An 18,933-nucleotide genomic window follows, 5' to 3' on the forward strand; every position below is an offset into this window, starting at 1 on the left:
AATTGAAAAATTTATACTCTCCAATTAGCTTAAAAGACAGGCGGGTATTTGACAGCCTTCTCTTTTTGCTTTATCAAAAAAAACAAATTAATTATTTTCATCTTCAACAAATTTCGTTAATACTTCCAACGCTTCTGCCTCATCACTACCATCGGCAATGATTTTAATTGTTTTCCCGGAACCTATCGCTAAACTCATAATCCCCATAATACTTTTGGCATTGACTGTTCGACTTTCACTTTCAATTGAAATATCAGATGAAAACCGATTCGCCTCCTGGACAAATAATGCTGCCGGTCGAGCTTGCAGGCCGGATTTTAATTTTACTTTCACATTTTTTTCTAACATAATCCTTTCCTCCTTGATAAATGTATATATCTATGAATCTTTTAATTTTCCGGATAAAGGGGAACTTCAATCTAAGGGGGAAACAATATCCCCCCACCGATTATTCGTATAAAGAAAAACTTGAGCGCCCGATCTTTTAAAAAATTATTTAAAGTGAACGGTTTGACCCGCTCGCAGCTTTTCTGCAATTTCGTCAATTTTTCTTAACCGGTGATTAATCCCCGACTTACTAATTCCTCCTGATACCATTTCACCCAATTCTTTCAACGTCACATCTTGGTATTCAATTCTTAATTTTGCGATTTCTCTCAGCTTTTCCGGTAGCGAATCCAGTCCAATCGTTTGATCAATAAATTTAATATTTTCTACTTGTCTGATAGCCGCTCCAATCGTTTTGTTCAAATTTGCGGTTTCACAGTTTACCAAGCGATTCACTGAGTTTCTCATATCCCGGACTATGCGGACATCCTCAAATCTTAACAACGCATTGTGTGCACCAATAATGCCCAGAAAATCGGAAATTTTTTCAGCTTCCTTCAAGTAAGTAATCCAACCCTTTTTCCGCTCCAAAGTTTTGCTGTTTAATGAAAAAGAGTTGAGAAGCTCACACAACGCCTCACTATGATCCTTATATAATGTAAAAATCTCTAAATGATATGAAGAGGTTTCGGGATTATTAATTGAACCACCTGCTAAAAAAGCACCTCTTAAATAAGCTCTTTTGCAACTTTTCTTTTGAATCAGTTCGGGGGCTATTTGATGATGAAATTCAAATCCCTCATCAATAATAGAAAGGTCTTTTAAAATTTCTTTGACCTGGTCAATTAACCGAACAATATAGACGTTGTTTTTTTTCAACCTCATTTTTTTCCTGACAAATAATTCCACATCCACCTGGTAGTGTTTTTTTAAAAGTGAGTAGATCCGGCGCGCAATGGCTGCATTTTCTGTTTGGATATCGACAACAAGTCGTTGATTCGTAAAAGAAACGGCACCGTTCATACGAATTAATGCAGATAGTTCCGATTTGCTGCTGGTGTCGTCGATCGGTAAATTGGTTAATTCTTTTTTTACATCTGAGGCAAAAGACAATCCCCTAACCTCCATTCATACATCTAATACTACGATTGAAAGCGGTTTTTTGTTTCATTTTCTAAGATATTAAATATTAATTGCGATAAAGTTTTTGTATCATGCCGCAAAAAGCCTTCGGTTAAGGTTGCAATCGAATCGGCAATAATTTCGATTCCAAGTTTCTCTAAATTATCATAATCAATCTTTACCGGATCTGCGTATTCACCTTTATATCGCAATTTTACCGAATCTGGAATGTAGCCGTTATTAACGATGATTTTTTGGATGGAGTATGGTTCAGTATGGTCATAAATTGCTCTCACATGATCACTTGCAGAAAAACCGCCTGTTTCACCTTTTTGTGTCATTAAATTACATATATACACCTTTTTCGCTTTTGCCTTGGCGAGCTCATTCCCAATTTCAGGGACAATTAGGTTAGGCAAGATGCTTGTATAAAGCGAACCGGGTCCGATTACAATAAGATCCGCTTCTCGAATAGCATATAATGTTTCAGGTAACGGATGAATATGGTCAGGGGTTAAAAATACCCGCTTAATTCTTTTGCCGTATAGCGGTATTTTTGATTCTCCATGAATAATCACCCCGTCCTCCATTTCGGCATGAAGGACAACACTTTGGTTTGCCGATGGCAATACTCTGCCCTTCACATTGAGTACCCTGCTTAATTCATGAACCGCATGTGCAAAATTTCCGGTAATGTTCGTCATCGCTGCCAACATTAAGTTACCTAATGAATGACCGGACAAATCACTATTCGTCTCAAAACGATGTTGAAATAACTCCTCGATTAACGGCTCAACTTCTGAAAGTGCTGCGAGAACATTTCTAATATCTCCCGGAGGCGGTATTCGGAAATCCTCACGTAAGCGTCCGGAGCTGCCGCCATCATCAGCAACTGTAACAATGGCCGTAATGTCCACCGGAAATCTTTTCATACCACGCAATAATACCGGAAGACCGGTGCCTCCACCGATGATCACAATTCTTGGTTGACTAATATTCATGTTTCTGAATCCTCTCATTTGCAATTTCTCTATGGGACACTTGTACTTGATAATCTTTTCCCAATTTTTCACCCAAATACTTGGCAATGGCAACCGATCGATGCTGGCCACCGGTACAACCGATCGCAATTACCAGTTGACTTTTTCCTTCTCGTTTATACAACGGTAACATGAAAGATAGTAAATCCAATATTTTTTCTAAAAATTTACTTGTATCCGTCCATTTCATTACATATTCATATACATCCTGATCGAGCCCTGTTTTCGGACGTAATTGTTCAATATAAAATGGATTTGGTAAAAATCGGACATCGAAAACTAAATCGGCGTCGATCGGAATCCCATGTTTAAAACCAAAAGAGATTACATTTACCGTAAATAAATTTTGCCTGCTGTTGGTAAATTTCTCTGTAATCTTTTCACGTAATTCTTTCGGCTTTAACTCGGATGTGTTTATAATTGTTTGTGCTCTTGCCTTTAACTCTTCCAATAATTGTCGCTCATTACGAATCCCGTCTAGCGGCAATCCCGATTTGGCCAACGGGTGAAAACGGCGCGTTTCTTTATACCTTCTTACCAAAGTGGCGTCATCGGCATCTAAAAATAATATATGTGGGGTTAGCCATGAGTAATGTTGCAATTCATCCAAAACGTGAATTAATTGTTCAAAAAATTCACGACCGCGTAAGTCCATAACCAAAGCAACCTTATTCATTTTATTCTTGGATTCTCTCATTAACTCTAAAAATTTTGGCAAAAGACTTGGTGGTAAATTATCGACACAAAAAAAACCAAGATCCTCAAAACTTTGAATAGCAACCGTTTTGCCGGCACCACTCATTCCGGTTATAATAACTATTTGCAACTCATTGGAATTTTCCACTGTTCTTACCACCATTCCTTTTAAAATTATTTACAACGTATCGATTGAACGATGAACGGGCACCAGAGTCCCTTTTATAAATTTGGTAAATATAAGATTTATCAATCCAACTTTTGTGATATTAGCTGGAAATCTTTTGTGTAATGGAATGTACCAAACTGAACATTTTCCCCAAATAAGGCTTGTTGAATAATCATTCGATCTCCTTCAGCCATTGGTAATTCATCTAATTTATCGACCGGATGCCATTGCAGCTTTCCTTCCCTTGTTACATTTTTTTGTATGCCGTCACCTTGATTCGTAAAAAAAGTAAACATCATCCATTCGGTAAACTTATCATCATCTTCTATTAAAAAAGTGTATATACCTTTTATGATGGGATCGCGAATTTGGATTCCCGTCTCCTCCCCATATTCACGGATGGCTGCTGCTTTTACGGTTTCTTTTGGCTCTACTTTTCCACCCGGTATGGCCCACCAGCCGCGACGAGGTTTTTGCAACAACAAGATTTCCCCGTTTTTCATATATATACAATTTGCAACTCTTTGCATTTCTCTCACTCACTCCAGACCATATAATCAAGTCAACATAATATAGTAATTGCTATTGGTTGACCGGCTTTTAACACCGTGAATTTCACCATCATGATTATAAAGGTAAAGGTAAATCATTATATTATTACTTAACTAATATTATTATACTATACCTTATCACATGCAAACAATGAAGTGAATGAATAATCATTACCTGTAGAAATAAGTGATAAAATCTAACATCAGCGGGGTGTCGACTTCCCCTAGTTATTGTAAACATACAAAAAAAGTACAGGATATCTCCTGTACCAAAAAAATATATTTAAAAGGGGGTCAATTTCTTCATACCTTTATAATACTCTTTCTTTGTTTCATACGTGTTACAGCAGCGTTAAACGACGATTACTTTTTTTCTTTAAATTGTTAATGAAACAATGAACCCTCTTCAACTTTGATATTACTTTATTTGTTCTAAAAGTTCCTCAATATAATGTTGAGCACTTTGAGCGGCAATACTTCCATCACCCGTTGCCGTTACGATTTGGCGAAGTTGTTTTTCACGTACATCACCGGCCGCAAAAATCCCGGGAACTTTTGTTTCCATTAACTCATTTGTTTCAATATAACCGGCTTCATTCGTAATTCCTAGATTTTCAAAAGGCTTTGTCAAAGGGATCATCCCAATATAAATAAATACGCCGTCACAAGGGAATCCTTTTTCAGTGCCATCAACAGTAGAAACTAAGGTAACACTGCCGACTTTGCCATCCTTTTCGTTAATCGCCTTAACTGTATGATTCCAAATAAAGTCTACTTTTTCATTAGCAAATGCGCGATCTTGTAAAATCTTTTGTGCCCGCAACTGATCACGCCGGTGTACAATCGTTACCTTTTCAGCAAATCTCGTTAAGTATACGCCCTCTTCAACAGCAGAGTCACCACCACCGACGACCACCAATTGTTTATTTTTGAAAAAAGCACCGTCACAGACTGCACAGTACGAAACACCGCGTCCGCCCAGTTCATTTTCTCCCGGGACACCGAGTTTTTTATATTCGGCACCGGTCGCAATGATGATGGCTCTTGCCTTAAACTCTTTTGAGCCGGCTTTCACTATTTTAAATTCTTTCCCGTCAATAATTTCTTTAATATCGCCATATGCGTATTCGGCACCAAATTTTTTCGCATGTTCGAACATTTTATTAGAAAGGTCCGGACCTAAAATTGAATCATAACCGGGATAATTCTCTACTTCTTCTGTATTCATCATTTGTCCACCCGGTACACCCCGTTCAATCATTAAGGTCGACAAATTGGCACGGGATGTATAGACAGCTGCAGTCATACCTGCAGGACCTGCCCCAATTATTATTACATCATAAATTTTATCCTCTGACATTCTACACACTCCTCGTATTCCAGTGATATGGTATCAGGTATTGTTATGGACGGTTTAATCGGTTTTCGAATTCGTTTTATCGATGAGAATCTTTTTATGGACAGTTTGAACAGATTTTCTGTTCGTTATGCGTTATGTCCCTAAAGCTCAATAGATTGACACCAATTAAATGTCTTAAAAATTGATGGAACCATCAGGATTCACTACTACAAATTTGCAACAGCTTCAAGTGCCCCTGTAGTTCTTGATACTACATAAATTTCAAACATTTTACCACTATTATGCTCAATCATTTCGTAAACATTGGTATTTCTTCATGTTTCCAAGGTTCCTGCCCGTCCTTTTCCGGATGTTCTAACAAGAGCTTCTTCCATGCTTTTTCTGCTAAGTTCATTTTTCCCATCTTATAGGCGGCATAGGCAAACCAATAATAAAAAATACCCTCAACTTCATTGCCGTCATGTAAAATTTTCTTGAGCCAATGATAGCCAAGTTCATATTGTTCTAAAATTAACAAAGTAACACCTAATTTATAACGATGATCAACAGAAATGGGATAAACTTTTTTTAATATATCTAATAACGGCTTTACATTCTTTCCTTTATAAAAATCAAGTACCGCCAGATTACATAATGCATGTAAGTTTCCCGGGTTTTCTTCCAACACTCGTTGGAGTATCTCAACAGACTCTTTGGATTTTCCTTGATAAAAATAGGCCAATGCCAGATTATTATACGCAGGCCAAAAATTTGGGTACTCACGAATCATTTGTTCTAATAACGGAACTGCTCCATCAAAATCACCGTCTTCCATTAATTTTCGCGAATGTTCCTGTTTTTCAATCAGTTCATCTTCATACTCCATATGATTTTCTGTCAAACAAGTCGTTTTTATTTCATCCGCTTCAAGAGATATGATTTCCAATAATTCCTGTGCATCACTTGTATATTCCCCATTTGGAGCTGATTTCAAATATTGTTTGACATGTTTCTTCGCTTCCATATAATTACCAATATAGGCATAATTATTTGCTAAAAAGTAGTGACATTCAACCATGTATGGATCGATTTCACTGAGCACTTTCAGTAAAATTTTATTAGAAGAATCATATTCACTCATTTCAGTTAAAACAATGGCAAGTTGGCAAGCAATAATTGGCTCAGTTGGTTCAAATTTCCAAGCACGAGCCAAATACTTTTTTGCCTTTACCAAATCATTCCTTTCAAATGCTGCAATTCCCTTTGAAAAGAAAAATTCCCCTGAAGGATTGAACATTAAAATATTACCATCAATATGATTATTGCTTACATTTTTACTCACAAAACATCCTCCAAAAATCATGATGTATTTATATAATGATGTAATAAAGCAGTAGAGAAGCACACAGCCGGAAAAGTATCATTTTCTTCGTGCTCGGAAAAAGCCACTACTGGAAGATTCTTCGTCCCGCATTCAACATCACTTTAATGTAAAAACTTATTTATTTAAAGGATCGGTCAAAAGCCCACGGTTTCTTCTTTTATCCATCTCTTCTTTTGTATAAATAACCTGCATCGGGTTTCCACCGACAAACGAGCCCGGAGGAACATCCCGGTTCACAAGCGTCCCTGCAGAAACCGTTGCCCGGTCACCAATTTCTACTCCCGGCAGTATTGTTGAATTGGCACCGATCATGACCTCATCCCCAATTCGAACCTCTCCTAATCGATACTCATCAATCAAATATTCATGTGCCAAAATCGTCGTATGATATCCAATAATCGTATTTTTACCAACATTAATTTTTTCCGGAAACATTATATCCGGCATGACCATAAACGCAAAAGCCGTATGATCGCCCACCTTCATTTTTAAAAACTTACGGTACATCCAAACTTTCCAGGACATGAACGGTGTATAACGAGCAATCAAAATAACGATGACGTTTTTAAATACCTTCCAAAAAGACACAGTTTTATATATTTGCCATAATGAATTGGCTCCTTGAATCGGGTAACGGGTCGTTTTCCGCATAAATTATTTCACTCCAACAATTGCCAATAACTCGCGCATATCATTAATTAAAAAATCCGGATTATACTTCTTTAAGTAGTCTGTCCCTTGAATTGTCCAAGCAACTCCAACGGATCCAGTGCCGGAATTTTTCGCCCCCAATATGTCATGGTAAGAATCGCCGACCATCAACGTGTTTTCCGGTTTTGCCCCTAACAAGTGCATCGCTTTATTTAGCGGTTCCGGATCCGGTTTTGCCTTCTCAACTTCGTCCAATGTGATCACTACAGGAAAATATGGAGTTAAGTTGGCTTTATCCAACGCTTTAAAAACCATCTCTCGTACTTTCGTAGAAACAACACCGAGCTTATATCCTTGTTTGGAAAGCGTATCGATTGTCTCGAGAACCCCCGGAAACTCACGAACAAGTTTATCGTGATGTTTTTTATTAAATGTTCGATAGTAATGGATCATTTCTTCCGCTTTATCCGGTGCAACTGATGAGAACGATTCAAGTAAAGTTGGTCCAATAAATTTGTAACAGTCTTCCCTCTTCAATTCATCGAAACCAAATTGATGAAAAGTATAAAGAAACGATTGCAAAATAAGTTCATATGTGTTAACTAATGTCCCGTCTAAATCAAATAAAATCGTATCAATATTTTGTTTCATAAGAGATTCCCTTTCTTTTTGCTGCTAGTTCCATCCGATTCCAGATCCTGCTGACAATGAGTGTTAAAGCAATTGCCGTACATAAACGAATTATAAATAAAGGAAAAACCGGGATACCTAATGGAACAAAAATCAATGTATCTTCAACGACAGCATGGCACGCAACGAGAAAAATAAATGCCAATGTCGCATCTTTTTTGCTGACACCATCCTCTTTCACGGCTTGCAATAATACACCTGCCCCATAGGCTAAACCGAAAATTAAGCCGGCCGTCAAAACCAATGCCGTGTTTTCATTCATCCCTAATCCACGGGTAACGGGAGCCATCCATCCGGTAAATACATTCAACCATTTTAAATCTTTAAGAATTTGAATGCCGATCATTAATGGAATTACAATCATCGCCAACTGAAGAGTACCTAATACGGCTTTTTGTAAGCCAGCAAGAAAAATAGCCGCCATACCAACCGGTGCTGTTTCATTTGCTGTTATTAAACCATATTGGACCATTTCACTCCCGCCCGGCCAAACCAAATTGATAATAAAGGCTGCAACCAATGCTAAACCGATCCGAACAGATAAAACGACCCAGAGTTTAACACCTGATTTTAATGCCACACTTGTTTCAATTAGTAAATTATGGGAAAAACTAAGCATAACTGCAATAATAAATACTTCTTTAACAGTGAGTTCAAGTGTTAAAATCCCGCCGATTGCCGCATATAAGTTTAATAGATTACCCAGTACAAGAGGGATGGCCGCCTCACCCGACAAACCGAAAACGGACATAAATGGTGCCAACTTGTCAAATAACCACGGAAGTACAGGAGTATATTGTAACAAAGAGACGATTAAGGTTACCGGAAAAATAACTTTTCCCAATGTCCAAGTGGTATGTAACCCATTCATAATCCCTTGCTTTACCGAATTTAACAAGATACTACTCCCCCCTTATCGGATTGACCATGAAAATGATTTTAATCTAAATAACGCGGAATATTATGTTTCGTCCTTCTAAAAATAATTAAGGCAAGTGAAATAATGATAACAGCAGCAGAAACGAGCTGAGCCACTCGTATATCTGTATCGAAAAAATATAAACTGTCGGTTCGAAGCCCTTCAATGAAATAGCGACCGATTGAATACCAAATTCCGTAAGCTAAAAAGATTTCTCCCTGTTTCAAATTAACTCTTCTTAATAGAAGTAAAAGTATAAAACCAAGCAAACTCCAGAGCGATTCATATAAAAAGGTTGGATGATAATAGGAACCGTTTATATACATTTGATTAATGATAAAATCAGGTAAGTGCAAGCCTTCCAAAAATTCGCGAGTAACCGGTCCCCCATGGGCTTCTTGGTTCATAAAATTCCCCCACCGGCCAATCGCTTGAGCAATGATAATACTTGGTGCGGCAATATCAGCTAATTTCCAAAAAGAGATATTTCGTTTCCGGCAAAAAACGACAGCGGTAACGATCGCCCCAATTAGGGCACCATGGATGGCAATTCCGCCTTCCCAAATGGCAATTATTTTCCCCGGATTAACCGAATAATAGTCCCATTTGAAAAGAACATAATAAATTCTGGCACAAATAATGGAAATCGGAATGGCCCAAAGTAAAAGATCAGCGAAAATTTCATCCGGAAGACCTCGTCTCTTTCCTTCACGGGTTGCTAATATATATGCAATTACAATGCCTAAAGCAATAATGATTCCGTACCATCGGATTGATAAAGGGCCAAGCTCTAAGGCCACCGGATTTAAGGGCTGAACATGATAAAGCATCTCAACAACTCCTTCTTTACGTTTATACGTTTCAAAAAGAAACAGTTTGACGAGAGAGAACTTCCCTGTCATTTCACTAATTGTAACAAACAACAATCAGTTTTAAAATTATTTCTGATTAAAATAAAGAGCATTGCGTACAGAATTGAACAGGTATGTTAATCATCATGATCATGATCTTTAATCGTTTCTTGGAGCCTTTGGGTGAATTGCTTTGCTGTATTGACACCCATTCTTTTCAAACGAAAGTTCATGGCCGCCACTTCGATAATAACAGCCAAGTTTCTTCCGGGACGAACCGGGATGGTCAATTTCGGAATTTCAACATCAAAAATTTTCATTTTATCTTCATCGAGTCCCAACCGGTCATAACGTTTATTTTGATCCCAGTTTTCTAAATGGATGCACATCGTTATTCTCTTATAGGATCGAACAGCTCCGGCACCAAATAAAGTCATGACATCAATGATACCGAGTCCGCGAATTTCAAGAAGATGTTCTATGAGTGGGGGTGAATTTCCTACTAGCGATTCTTGATCTTCTTGGCGTATTTCCACACAATCGTCTGCAACAAGCCGATGCCCCCGTTTCACAAGTTCCAAAGCTGTTTCACTTTTACCAACTCCACTTTGACCGGTAATAAGAACACCAACGCCGTATACATCAACCAACACACCATGAATAGCAATTGTCGGAGCAAGCGCAATTTCCAAATAATTTGTTAATCGGCTGACTAATTGTGTCGTTTTCAAATTTGAACGCATAACCGGTACTGCTTCTTGCTCGGAAGCCTCAATTAATTCTTCCGGGATTTCCAGCCCACGTGTAATAATAATCCCCGGGGTGACATCAGTACATAGCCGCTGCATCCGGACGATGCGATCTTCTTCATTTAGCATGGAAAAAAATGTCAATTCAGTTCTTCCTAATAACTGCAAACGATCTTCCGGATAATAATCAAAAAATCCGGCCATTTCGAGTCCAGGACGGGAAATATCACTTGTCGTTACTGGACGATTGATGCCCTCTTCCCCACTGATCAATTCTAATTTAAATTTATTTAAAATATCCTTGATGGTCACTTTTGACATGTATGAACTCCCTCACTTAGGCTTCAATTTGTCTATTACTTAACTCTTTGTATGTTCCATTTTACCATGTTTTTTCCTGAAACCAAAGAAGAACCCGAAACAAAAACGTTATAAGTACAAAATTAAAAAACTCCCTCTCAACTTTATTAAATAATAAAAAGTTGAGAGAAGAGTTGTTTTAGCCAATTCTTTTAATACGGTTGAACAGTAACCGAACCCGTTTTCGATTCTGCAAATAAATACATTTTATTTTGTAATTCTGCTGTTGTATCAAACTTGATGACTTTTTGAATCATTTCCTTTTTCTCGTCAATTTTATATAGATTGGATAAATCAACTTGAACATTGCCAAAATTGGATTTAACCTCTCCGCTTACCGGTAAATCATTAGCGATTCTTACATGGATACTGCCTGCCCCACTTGATAACTTAACCGATTGCGGTGCCGGTTTACTAATCCGAACAGAAATTGAACCGCTTATTGTTTCTGCTTCGATTTTTTGATAGGAACCGTCAATCGTCACCTTACCGTTCATTGTTTCCGTTTCCGCATCATCTATTTTACATTGGGTCAAGTTTATCGTTCCATTCACAGTTTCAAGATCTGCCTTTTCTGCTTCACAACTTTCTAATCGGATGCCTCCATTGGACGTTTGAAAATTAATTTTTTTCCCTTTAACGCCTTCCCCGCTAATCGTGCCGTTAAACAGTTTAATCGCTACTTTGTTATAAATGCTTTGTGGTAAGAAAACTTTTGTGTCAACCTTCATGAATTTCTCTTTAGCTAAAAAAGCAAGGGCCTCTTGATCGACACGAAACTCAATATTTTCTAAAAATCGCTCTTTCCCTTGAACAGGATCTTCCTCGCGATACACTTTCCCTTCACATTCCACACGGACGTCGGAATGATCCCATACAATCAGCTGTACAGAACCATTTGGAATTTCAATAAACACATCTTTAAACTTGTTTTCATTTTGTTGAAATACGTGTGAAACATTGACCGAATGATGGAAATCCAAGTCCATTTCCTTTATTTTCTTCATTGCTCCTTCAAACAAATTGAACAATGTGTCTTTTGCTTCCTTGGCAAACGTTGATGTTTTTGTAGAACCTGACTGATGAAAAGTCTCCTTCTCATTTTGTTCATGACTGGATTTGTATGCTTCAATTTTTGATAATTCTTCAGCCATTTTCGCTTTTTTTTCTTCTTTTAGTGACTCCATGTTTTCGAGTTCTTCCAACAATTTTTCCGCTTCTTCAATACTGACTTGGCCTGTCTTGACCATTTCTAAAATTTTCTTCCGTTCTTCCTTCATATTTTTCACGTCCTTTACAAAATCTCTCATTTATTTATACTTTTTACGTAATTCAAACCGAAAAGTTTCATGGAAATAGCTTATGTTGTTTAAAATTCTTTTATCATGTAGTGTTTTTTAAAGCAAAGGGACAGTCTGTAAAATTCGCTAGAGAGCGGGCAATTCTTTTTTTAAATCAGTTTCATCAAAAAACAATTTTTTTTCGATTAAATTTCCTCTTGAACCTACAGTTACGTTAGGCTTTATAGTAAGAATAGAGCTTTAATACGTATCTAAATGGAGGATTGGAAATGAAAAAATTTTTTGAATTGAAGAAATTGATGATAAAACAGCTGTATCAATCAGATCGCTGCACGATTATGGCAATATCAAGTTATTAGTACCTTTAAAATAAATCATACGGGTTTGAAACCTTTTTTCTTCAAATCCGTAAAAATTAGAGTAAACCATAAAGAAGGGATGGATTGTTGTGGAAGAAAGATTAGAAACAAATGAAATTGAAAAGAAGAGTCCAAGTCTATGGGGGATTCTTTGGAGTCCAAGCGAACATTTTGCCAGAATAAAAGAAAAACCGAAAATCTGGGGACCATTGTTAATGATTATTCTTGTGTTTAGCATTGGAATGATCATTGTTACAACCAATACCGAATTAGGAACTGAAGGTATATCGGCGGACGAGTTGGCCCTGATTAAACCATTTTTAGTAATCGGTTCTATTATTGCCGGTGTGATTGTACCTATTGTAACTGCGTTTATTGGTACGCTTGTTTATTTGTTGATTGCAAGGTTAGCACGTTCGAATGTATCGTTCCGCCAGCTGTTTTCAATGAATGTATATTTATTGATCCTAACTGCTTTAGGCATGATTGTAAACGGAATTGGCATGGTCATTACCGGGTCGTCAACTACTACGTTCACTAGTCTTACTACATTGATCCCCGCTGATGGTGCACTAAAGGCAGTATTTGATAATATTGAAGTTTTTTCCATTTGGAGTGTCATATTATCGGCAATTGGATTACAGAAAGTAGCATCTTTTTCCAAAGGATTAGCATGGGGTGTTTCCATCGGTTTTTACATGTTAACGATCTTTTTCTCCATAATCGGATGGGCCTAAGAAGCATTATCTGAATCGGTCATTGTTTCTATTCTATAAGTAAGTGAAAGGTGTTTATTGATGAAAAATAAAAAACTATGGATAACCATTGGAATTATCGCCATTATTGCAACCTTGTTTTCTTTTAATCTAATAAAAGCTTCCGGTAATAATATTGAAGTTGAAGTTGCTTCCGTTAAGGAGGAAAAATTATCCGAAAATGTTATCTCACAAGGAACATTAAAACTGGCAAACGAACAGTCGATTTACTATGATGCAACGAAAGGAAAGATTGCAGATATCTCAGTAAAAGTTGGTGACGATGTTCAAGCAGGAACCCCGCTTTTCACCTATAAAAGTGACCAGCTTTTAATGGAACAAAAACAAAATGAGTTGCAAATCCAGTCGGTTAATTTACAAATTGAAGATACACAAAAACAGCTAAAGGAAATAGATAAACTTTTAAAAGACAATAAAGATGATGAAACATTAAAGAAAGAACGTGATCAAGTAAATCTTCAGTTGGAACAAGCAAAACTTGAATTAAAGCAAGCTCAATTACAAAAAGACAATATTAACCAACAGTTAGCCGATTTGAAAGTTGTTAGTGATATTGCCGGTAAAATCATTGAGATAAATGAGGATGCCCAGTTTAAAACAAATTCGGAAATCCCCGAACCGATCATGAAAATTGGTTCAATCGGTCAATTTATCGTTGTTGGCTCAGTTTCAGAATATGATGCGCTGAAAATTAATGAAGGACAAGCGGTTAAACTAACTGCGGACACAGTTCCTGATAAGACATGGTCAGGGAAAGTGAAAAGTATTTCATATTTACCCGAAGAGTCGACCGGTTTACAAGATTCAGGTGCACAAAGCGGCGTTCAATATACGATCGAAATTGAAGTAACCGATCAAAATATTGAGTTAAAGCCCGGGTTTCAAATGATTATTGAAATCACCGCCAATGAATACACGGCTAAAACTCTCCCATTAACTGCTGTTAAACAAGACGGGGAAAAAAGTTATGTTTTCATTGTTAAAAATGGAAAAGCTGTAAGAAAAGAAGTAAAAGTTGGCAACGCCTCACTCGAATCCATTGAAATTAAAGATGGGGTTACCAAGAAAGATAAAGTCATTAAAGACCCGTCCGATGACATTCAAGATGGCATGGAAGTGATTGTAAAATGATCCAATTGGCTTCTATTAAAAAAAGTTATTCACTAGGGAATGAAGATGTTCTTGTTCTAAACGGAATTGATTTAAAGATTAATAGAGGAGAATTTATCTCAATTATGGGCCCGTCCGGTTCCGGAAAATCCACTTTAATGAATATTATTGGATTTCTCGATCGACCGACTGAGGGTACATATTTTTTAAACGGGAAAGAGGTTTTGCAGTATAAAGAGCATGAACTGGCAAAAATTCGCAACCGGGCGATTGGCTTTGTCTTTCAACAATTTAATTTGTTACCGCGATTAAATGCGTTGAAAAATGTTGAACTTCCGATGATTTATGCCGGAGTTAAAAAGAAAGAGCGGGAAGAACGAGCAAAAGAAGCTTTAGAGAAAGTTGGACTCGGGGATCGGATGTTACACTTACCCAATGAGCTGTCAGGTGGCCAAAAACAACGGGTGGCAATTGCCAGAGCCATTGTCAATAAACCCGATCTGATCCTGGCTGATGAACCGACCGGTGCTCTCGATACAAAAACAAGCGAACAGATTATGGAGCTATTTACTATGTTAAATAAAGAAGACGGGACTACCGTAATTGTTGTTACGCACGAAGAAGAAGTGGCCAGCTATGCCAATCGGTTAATCTTATTACGTGACGGGTACATCGTTCAAGATATTGATCAAGAAAATAGAGGAGAGATCCTATGAGTATTGTCGAAAATATTAAAATTGCTTTCTCCTCCATCTTTGTTCATAAAATGCGTTCAGTTTTAACAATGATTGGCATAATTATTGGTGTATCGAGCGTCATTTTCATTGTCGCACTTGGTCAAGGGGGAACGGAAAAGCTCAAATCACTAATTGTTGGTTCCGGAAATACGGTTTCTTTATCTTACTCCCCCTCTGAAGAAGAAATGAAGGAAAATCCGGATGCTCTTTGGTCACCGTTTACGGAAGACGATATCCGTGCCATTGAAACAATCCCGGAAATTTCAAAAATTGTGACATCCAGTGATGAATTTGGCAATGTTCGCTACCGGGAAAATACAATTGAGTCATCTATTTCCGGTATTAACCAAACGTACATTGAAGTAAACGAGTTAAACGTATCGAGCGGAAGAAATTTACTGCCATCAGATTTTTTAGGGGGCGGACGTGCGGCTGTAATCAGTTCAGGTCTTAGCAAGGAATTATTTGAAAAAGAGGAGCCGTTAGGAAAAATTATTTATGTTCAATCACAGCCTTTTGAAGTTGTCGGTGTTTTAGAAAAACCAACCGGGTTGTTGGCATCATTTAGTTCTAATGAAGTATATGTTCCTTGGAAAACTTGGCGGACGATCACCGGTAACAACAAAATCAGTTCCATAACGATTCAAGCTGAAAATACTGAGAAATTGCAAGAAGCAGGAAAGAAAGCAGCACAATTATTAAATCAAATTCATGGAACAGAGGAAGCCTACCAAGTGACAAACATGGAAGAAATTGCTGAAGGGATTGGCCAAATTACATCCATTATGACCCTGATTATTGGATGTATTGCCGGAGTTTCTTTATTAGTCGGTGGAATTGGCGTCATGAATATTATGCTTGTTTCCATTACCGAGCGTACCCGTGAAATAGGTACCCGGATGGCTTTGGGTGCGACAAGAGGGCAAATTTTATTTCAGTTTTTAGTCGAAGCAATGACATTAACGTTAATCGGCGGGACGATTGGGATTTTATTTGGTGCTGGTGTTGCCTATTTGGTTTCGTCGATAATCGGGTTTCCGATAATTGTCTCATTGCCGGTCGTTTTAATCGGATTATTGTTCTCGATGTTTATCGGTATCATATTCGGCATCTTACCTGCTAATAAAGCATCGAATTTAGACCCAATCGATGCTTTACGATATGAATAACCAATTAGTATCGCGCATTATGGCAAGTCAAGACAGCCAAAGCAGCATAGAATAAATTTTATTTATAAAGCTCTCTTATATAAAACTATTTGAACAAATCAAGTTTGTAAAAGCAATATATGCATTTTCAATATAAAACTATTTGAAATTAATTCCTTTATACAAATAGAGTAGGCGCATGAATTTATCTCATGCGCCTCTCACAGATCCGTACGTGCGGGTCATCGCATACGGCTCCTCCATGATTATCCCCGCTGGGGGTGATGTTCATTGTAAATATTCTCAAGAGAAACAAGACCTTTCTCTTTATAAAACCATTTATTTGGAAGGGCTACGTGTACGGGTTCACACTTTGAACTTCTCCATGCAAACATCCGAAGCTTTGGAAGTTCCCCTCTCCACTTTCTTCTGCGCAACTCCCTGTGTAGTTTCCTATTATCCTCCAACTTCTTAATTGAACAGTAAGCCCGAAATAAAAAATAAACGCACCTTCAGGGTACGTACGACAAATAACCGTAAAACCATGATTTTTTAATCAGATTTACGGTTATTTTACACACTCTGCTTGGATCATTTTTGACCAAGGCAAATAGTTGTTTATAATTTCTGGATTTCTATGAATATCTAAATTTGGTAGGTCTCTCAGTAACTTCACTAGATACTGGTAGAAATCTACTCCATTCGCTTTAGCTGTTTCTGCGATACTTAGACAGATTGCGTTTGCTTTCGCACCAGCTTCACTTACGGAAAATAACCAATTTTTTCGACCAATTACATTCGGACGGATGGCATTCTCAGCGGGATTGTTATCAATTTCTATTCGTCCATCATCCAAGAATGCTTTTAGTCCATTCGCTCGATTTAGCGTGTATTCAGCTGCTTTAGCGAGCGCATTTTTTCCGTAGAATGGTGAGTTTTCAACCCAAGCAAGAAATTCATCAACTAACGGTTTCGAGTGTTTTTTGCGTTTTTTTCTTCGTTTACTTGGGGATAAGTGTTTAAATTCCCTTTCAAGACTAAATAATTCATCACAATATTTTACACCAATTCGTCCGTTTTTACTGTCTGCTTTTAACCAATATCGCCTAACATGAGCCTTATCCGAGAACTAAGATAAGGCTCATTATCCAAGAAGATTGATTATCCGAAAAAAATCACAAAAAGTTGCTTAATCACTTCATTTTTTGTCTTTTTTCTCGAATAATCATAATTCTCCTATACAATAAAAGTGTACCTAAATATTGTATAGTCCTGCGGTAATATGTCAAGTCCAAAAATCTAAGGAATTGGAAATTTTTTTAGCAATTAACCTTAAAAAGACAACACTAAAGAAACCCAGTAAAAATTACCATTTACTGGAAATTAGAAGGATTAAGTAAAGGGTTATTCCTTATTTATTCACCTTCCTTCTAGGCGTGTAAATTTGATCGTTACGTAGCAGCGTATCGATCAAACGCACAAGTTTTCTTGCGGTTAAGACGAGTGCTCTTTTATGTTGGTGCTTGGGAACCTCGTGATACTTTTTTAGGTAGTATGCCCGATATTCAGGCTCGTTTCGCTGTACCGAGTTGGCAGCTTCAACTAGGTAATAACGAAGATAACGATTTCCTGAACGTATCATCTTGGTTTCCTCAGCCTCAAACAATCCTGATTGGTGCTTGTTCCATGTCAAACCGGCATATTTAGCTACTGAGGCTTGGTTGTCAAAACGTTCTATTTGTCCAATTTCTGCTAAAATACCAGCACTATAAACAGGTCCAATTCCAGGAATCGTTTGTATAGTATTCGGTATACCATCTAATAGCTTTTTAATGGCTTTATCCAGTTCCTTGATTTGCTTGGTAACACTGCGAATGGACTCAATGGAAGTCCCTAATAAAAGATCGATGGAGTCTTCTACACATTTCGATAATCGATAGGAAGACCTCGCAGCCTTTTGAATGGACTTTGCCACATATTCGGCGTCAGTAAACCGATTTTTGCCCTTTATCCGGAGAAATTCAGCCAGGTCTTGAATGTCCATTGCGCTAATTTCATCTAAGCTGTACTGCTCTAACAACAGCTCCATTATGGCATTTCCAAACACTGAGCTTTCAACCTCAGTTGTAAAGGAACTGCATTTGTAAAACAGGTGTTCAAGAAAATACTGCTTTTCTCGTGTTAAATTGTGAACGAGATGATATCTCATTCTTGTTAATCTTTGGAGGGCAATAAATTGGTTTTGCATGACGACCGATTGACGAAGGCGTCCAAAGCGAAGTCGATCAGCGATAATCCAAGCATCAATATGGTCAGTTTTATCCAAATCGACATAGGATTCTTTGAATTTTTTAATCAGCTTAGGATTTATCGTAAGGACTTTTGTTTGAAACCTTTTTAACGATTCATCTTCATGAAAGAACATGGCTGGATGCCAACTATAAACTGAGGTGGCCTCCATACCTATCACAATCTCTTGAATCACATGTTTTTGGGCAATATCTACAATTTGATCTCGTAGATAAGAAGCCCCAATTAAATTATTATCGACGGTGAGAGAAGCTAATGTTTCTCCATCAAAGGACATGATACAAGCCTTCATGTCTTGAGAGCTAACGTCTATTCCAACAAATAATTTCATGGGGTTAACCTCC

General features: G+C 37.5%; 18 protein-coding genes and 1 pseudogene. 4 read left to right on the forward strand and 15 right to left on the reverse strand.

The features are described from left to right. Nucleotides 1-87: 87 nt before the first annotated feature. The 13 genes from LIZ98_RS04295 to LIZ98_RS04355 all read right to left on the reverse strand — a co-directional run bounded on the left by LIZ98_RS04295 (nt 88) and on the right by LIZ98_RS04355 (nt 12,158). Complete coding sequence (locus tag LIZ98_RS04295) at nt 88-348, reverse strand: HPr family phosphocarrier protein (RefSeq protein WP_034772464.1); 261 nt, start codon at nt 346-348, stop codon at nt 88-90. A gap of 144 nt (nt 349-492) precedes the next feature. Continuing rightward, entirely contained in the window at nt 493-1,440 is a 948-nt protein-coding gene (whiA, locus tag LIZ98_RS04300; RefSeq protein WP_255601996.1) for a DNA-binding protein WhiA, read from the reverse strand. A 29-nt stretch (nt 1,441-1,469) separates the two neighbouring features. After that, nucleotides 1,470-2,450 carry a gluconeogenesis factor YvcK family protein gene (locus LIZ98_RS04305; RefSeq protein ID WP_227139026.1) on the reverse strand — a complete coding sequence of 327 codons (981 nt, stop codon included), beginning with the start codon at nt 2,448-2,450 and terminating at the stop codon, nt 1,470-1,472. Continuing rightward, nucleotides 2,440-3,333, reverse strand: coding sequence for an RNase adapter RapZ (rapZ, locus tag LIZ98_RS04310; protein ID WP_375293566.1), 894 nt, complete (start codon nt 3,331-3,333; stop codon nt 2,440-2,442). Before rapZ ends, LIZ98_RS04305 begins: the two co-directional genes overlap by 11 nt. Nucleotides 3,334-3,434: 101 nt before the next feature. Beyond that, nucleotides 3,435-3,884: an NUDIX hydrolase gene (locus LIZ98_RS04315; RefSeq protein ID WP_227139028.1), complete on the reverse strand. Its 450-nt coding sequence runs from the start codon at nt 3,882-3,884 to the stop codon at nt 3,435-3,437. A gap of 439 nt (nt 3,885-4,323) precedes the next feature. Then, entirely contained in the window at nt 4,324-5,265 is a 942-nt protein-coding gene (gene trxB, locus LIZ98_RS04320) for a thioredoxin-disulfide reductase (protein ID WP_034772472.1), read from the reverse strand. Nucleotides 5,266-5,554: 289 nt separating this feature from the next. Further along, entirely contained in the window at nt 5,555-6,586 is a 1,032-nt protein-coding gene (locus LIZ98_RS18085; protein ID WP_227139029.1) for a tetratricopeptide repeat protein, read from the reverse strand. Between the two features lie 156 nt (nt 6,587-6,742). Beyond that, nucleotides 6,743-7,279 carry an acyltransferase gene (locus tag LIZ98_RS04330; protein WP_227139030.1) on the reverse strand — a complete coding sequence of 179 codons (537 nt, stop codon included), beginning with the start codon at nt 7,277-7,279 and terminating at the stop codon, nt 6,743-6,745. A 3-nt stretch (nt 7,280-7,282) separates the two neighbouring features. Then, nucleotides 7,283-7,930 carry a pyrophosphatase PpaX gene (gene ppaX, locus LIZ98_RS04335; RefSeq protein WP_227139031.1) on the reverse strand — a complete coding sequence of 216 codons (648 nt, stop codon included), beginning with the start codon at nt 7,928-7,930 and terminating at the stop codon, nt 7,283-7,285. Continuing rightward, entirely contained in the window at nt 7,914-8,870 is a 957-nt protein-coding gene (locus tag LIZ98_RS04340; RefSeq protein ID WP_108898666.1) for a nucleoside recognition domain-containing protein, read from the reverse strand. The genes ppaX and LIZ98_RS04340 overlap by 17 nt, the downstream gene beginning before the upstream one ends. A 38-nt stretch (nt 8,871-8,908) precedes the next feature. After that, a complete protein-coding gene (gene lgt / locus LIZ98_RS04345; protein WP_227091823.1) occupies nt 8,909-9,718 on the reverse strand; it encodes a prolipoprotein diacylglyceryl transferase in 810 nt (269 codons plus the stop codon). A gap of 158 nt (nt 9,719-9,876) precedes the next feature. After that, complete coding sequence (hprK, locus tag LIZ98_RS04350; RefSeq protein ID WP_108898668.1) at nt 9,877-10,809, reverse strand: HPr(Ser) kinase/phosphatase; 933 nt, start codon at nt 10,807-10,809, stop codon at nt 9,877-9,879. Nucleotides 10,810-11,000: 191 nt separating this feature from the next. Next, the gene (locus LIZ98_RS04355; RefSeq protein WP_227139032.1) at nt 11,001-12,158 is read right to left on the reverse strand and encodes a DUF4097 family beta strand repeat-containing protein; all 1,158 of its coding nucleotides are present in this window, start codon (nt 12,156-12,158) and stop codon (nt 11,001-11,003) included. A gap of 439 nt (nt 12,159-12,597) precedes the next feature. Between LIZ98_RS04355 and yknW the strand changes: the two genes are divergently transcribed. The 4 genes from yknW to LIZ98_RS04375 are packed head-to-tail and all read left to right on the forward strand — an operon-like array spanning nt 12,598 to nt 16,300. Further along, nucleotides 12,598-13,245 carry a YknW family membrane protein gene (yknW, locus tag LIZ98_RS04360; protein WP_227139033.1) on the forward strand — a complete coding sequence of 216 codons (648 nt, stop codon included), beginning with the start codon at nt 12,598-12,600 and terminating at the stop codon, nt 13,243-13,245. 60 nt (nt 13,246-13,305) lie between these two features. Then, nucleotides 13,306-14,415: an efflux RND transporter periplasmic adaptor subunit gene (locus LIZ98_RS04365; RefSeq protein WP_227139034.1), complete on the forward strand. Its 1,110-nt coding sequence runs from the start codon at nt 13,306-13,308 to the stop codon at nt 14,413-14,415. Further along, nucleotides 14,412-15,110 (forward strand): ABC transporter ATP-binding protein, encoded by a 699-nt coding sequence (locus LIZ98_RS04370; protein ID WP_034772494.1) that lies wholly within the window; start codon nt 14,412-14,414, stop codon nt 15,108-15,110. Before LIZ98_RS04365 ends, LIZ98_RS04370 begins: the two co-directional genes overlap by 4 nt. After that, a complete protein-coding gene (locus tag LIZ98_RS04375) occupies nt 15,107-16,300 on the forward strand; it encodes an ABC transporter permease (protein WP_216406683.1) in 1,194 nt (397 codons plus the stop codon). Before LIZ98_RS04370 ends, LIZ98_RS04375 begins: the two co-directional genes overlap by 4 nt. Before the next feature lie 547 nt (nt 16,301-16,847). Here the strand turns inward: LIZ98_RS04375 and LIZ98_RS18255 are convergent. Both LIZ98_RS18255 and LIZ98_RS04385 read right to left on the reverse strand, forming a co-directional pair. Continuing rightward, a pseudogene (locus LIZ98_RS18255) lies at nt 16,848-17,396 on the reverse strand (IS66 family transposase); the annotation flags it as partial. Nucleotides 17,397-17,690: 294 nt separating this feature from the next. After that, nucleotides 17,691-18,920 (reverse strand): IS110 family RNA-guided transposase, encoded by a 1,230-nt coding sequence (locus tag LIZ98_RS04385; protein WP_216408741.1) that lies wholly within the window; start codon nt 18,918-18,920, stop codon nt 17,691-17,693. Nucleotides 18,921-18,933: the final 13 nt, after the last annotated feature.

Source organism: Caldibacillus sp. 210928-DFI.2.18 (assembly GCF_020554505.1).
GTDB classification, from domain to species: Bacteria; Bacillota; Bacilli; order Bacillales; family Caldibacillaceae; genus Caldifermentibacillus; species Caldifermentibacillus hisashii.

What these genes read in the sequence shown, in the direction of transcription:
- LIZ98_RS04295 (WP_034772464.1), bottom strand. Translation starts at nt 348, where the DNA reads ATGTTAGAAAAAAATGTGAAAGTAAAATTAAAATCCGGCCTGCAAGCT.
- LIZ98_RS04305 (WP_227139026.1), bottom strand. Translation starts at nt 2,450, where the DNA reads ATGAATATTAGTCAACCAAGAATTGTGATCATCGGTGGAGGCACCGGT.
- LIZ98_RS04315 (WP_227139028.1), bottom strand. Translation starts at nt 3,884, where the DNA reads ATGCAAAGAGTTGCAAATTGTATATATATGAAAAACGGGGAAATCTTG.
- trxB (WP_034772472.1), bottom strand. Translation starts at nt 5,265, where the DNA reads ATGTCAGAGGATAAAATTTATGATGTAATAATAATTGGGGCAGGTCCT.
- LIZ98_RS04330 (WP_227139030.1), bottom strand. Translation starts at nt 7,279, where the DNA reads ATGCGGAAAACGACCCGTTACCCGATTCAAGGAGCCAATTCATTATGG.
- ppaX (WP_227139031.1), bottom strand. Translation starts at nt 7,930, where the DNA reads ATGAAACAAAATATTGATACGATTTTATTTGATTTAGACGGGACATTA.
- lgt (WP_227091823.1), bottom strand. Translation starts at nt 9,718, where the DNA reads ATGCTTTATCATGTTCAGCCCTTAAATCCGGTGGCCTTAGAGCTTGGC.
- hprK (WP_108898668.1), bottom strand. Translation starts at nt 10,809, where the DNA reads ATGTCAAAAGTGACCATCAAGGATATTTTAAATAAATTTAAATTAGAA.
- LIZ98_RS04355 (WP_227139032.1), bottom strand. Translation starts at nt 12,158, where the DNA reads ATGAGAGATTTTGTAAAGGACGTGAAAAATATGAAGGAAGAACGGAAG.
- LIZ98_RS04365 (WP_227139034.1), top strand. Translation starts at nt 13,306, where the DNA reads ATGAAAAATAAAAAACTATGGATAACCATTGGAATTATCGCCATTATT.
- LIZ98_RS04370 (WP_034772494.1), top strand. Translation starts at nt 14,412, where the DNA reads ATGATCCAATTGGCTTCTATTAAAAAAAGTTATTCACTAGGGAATGAA.
- LIZ98_RS04375 (WP_216406683.1), top strand. Translation starts at nt 15,107, where the DNA reads ATGAGTATTGTCGAAAATATTAAAATTGCTTTCTCCTCCATCTTTGTT.
- LIZ98_RS04385 (WP_216408741.1), bottom strand. Translation starts at nt 18,920, where the DNA reads ATGAAATTATTTGTTGGAATAGACGTTAGCTCTCAAGACATGAAGGCT.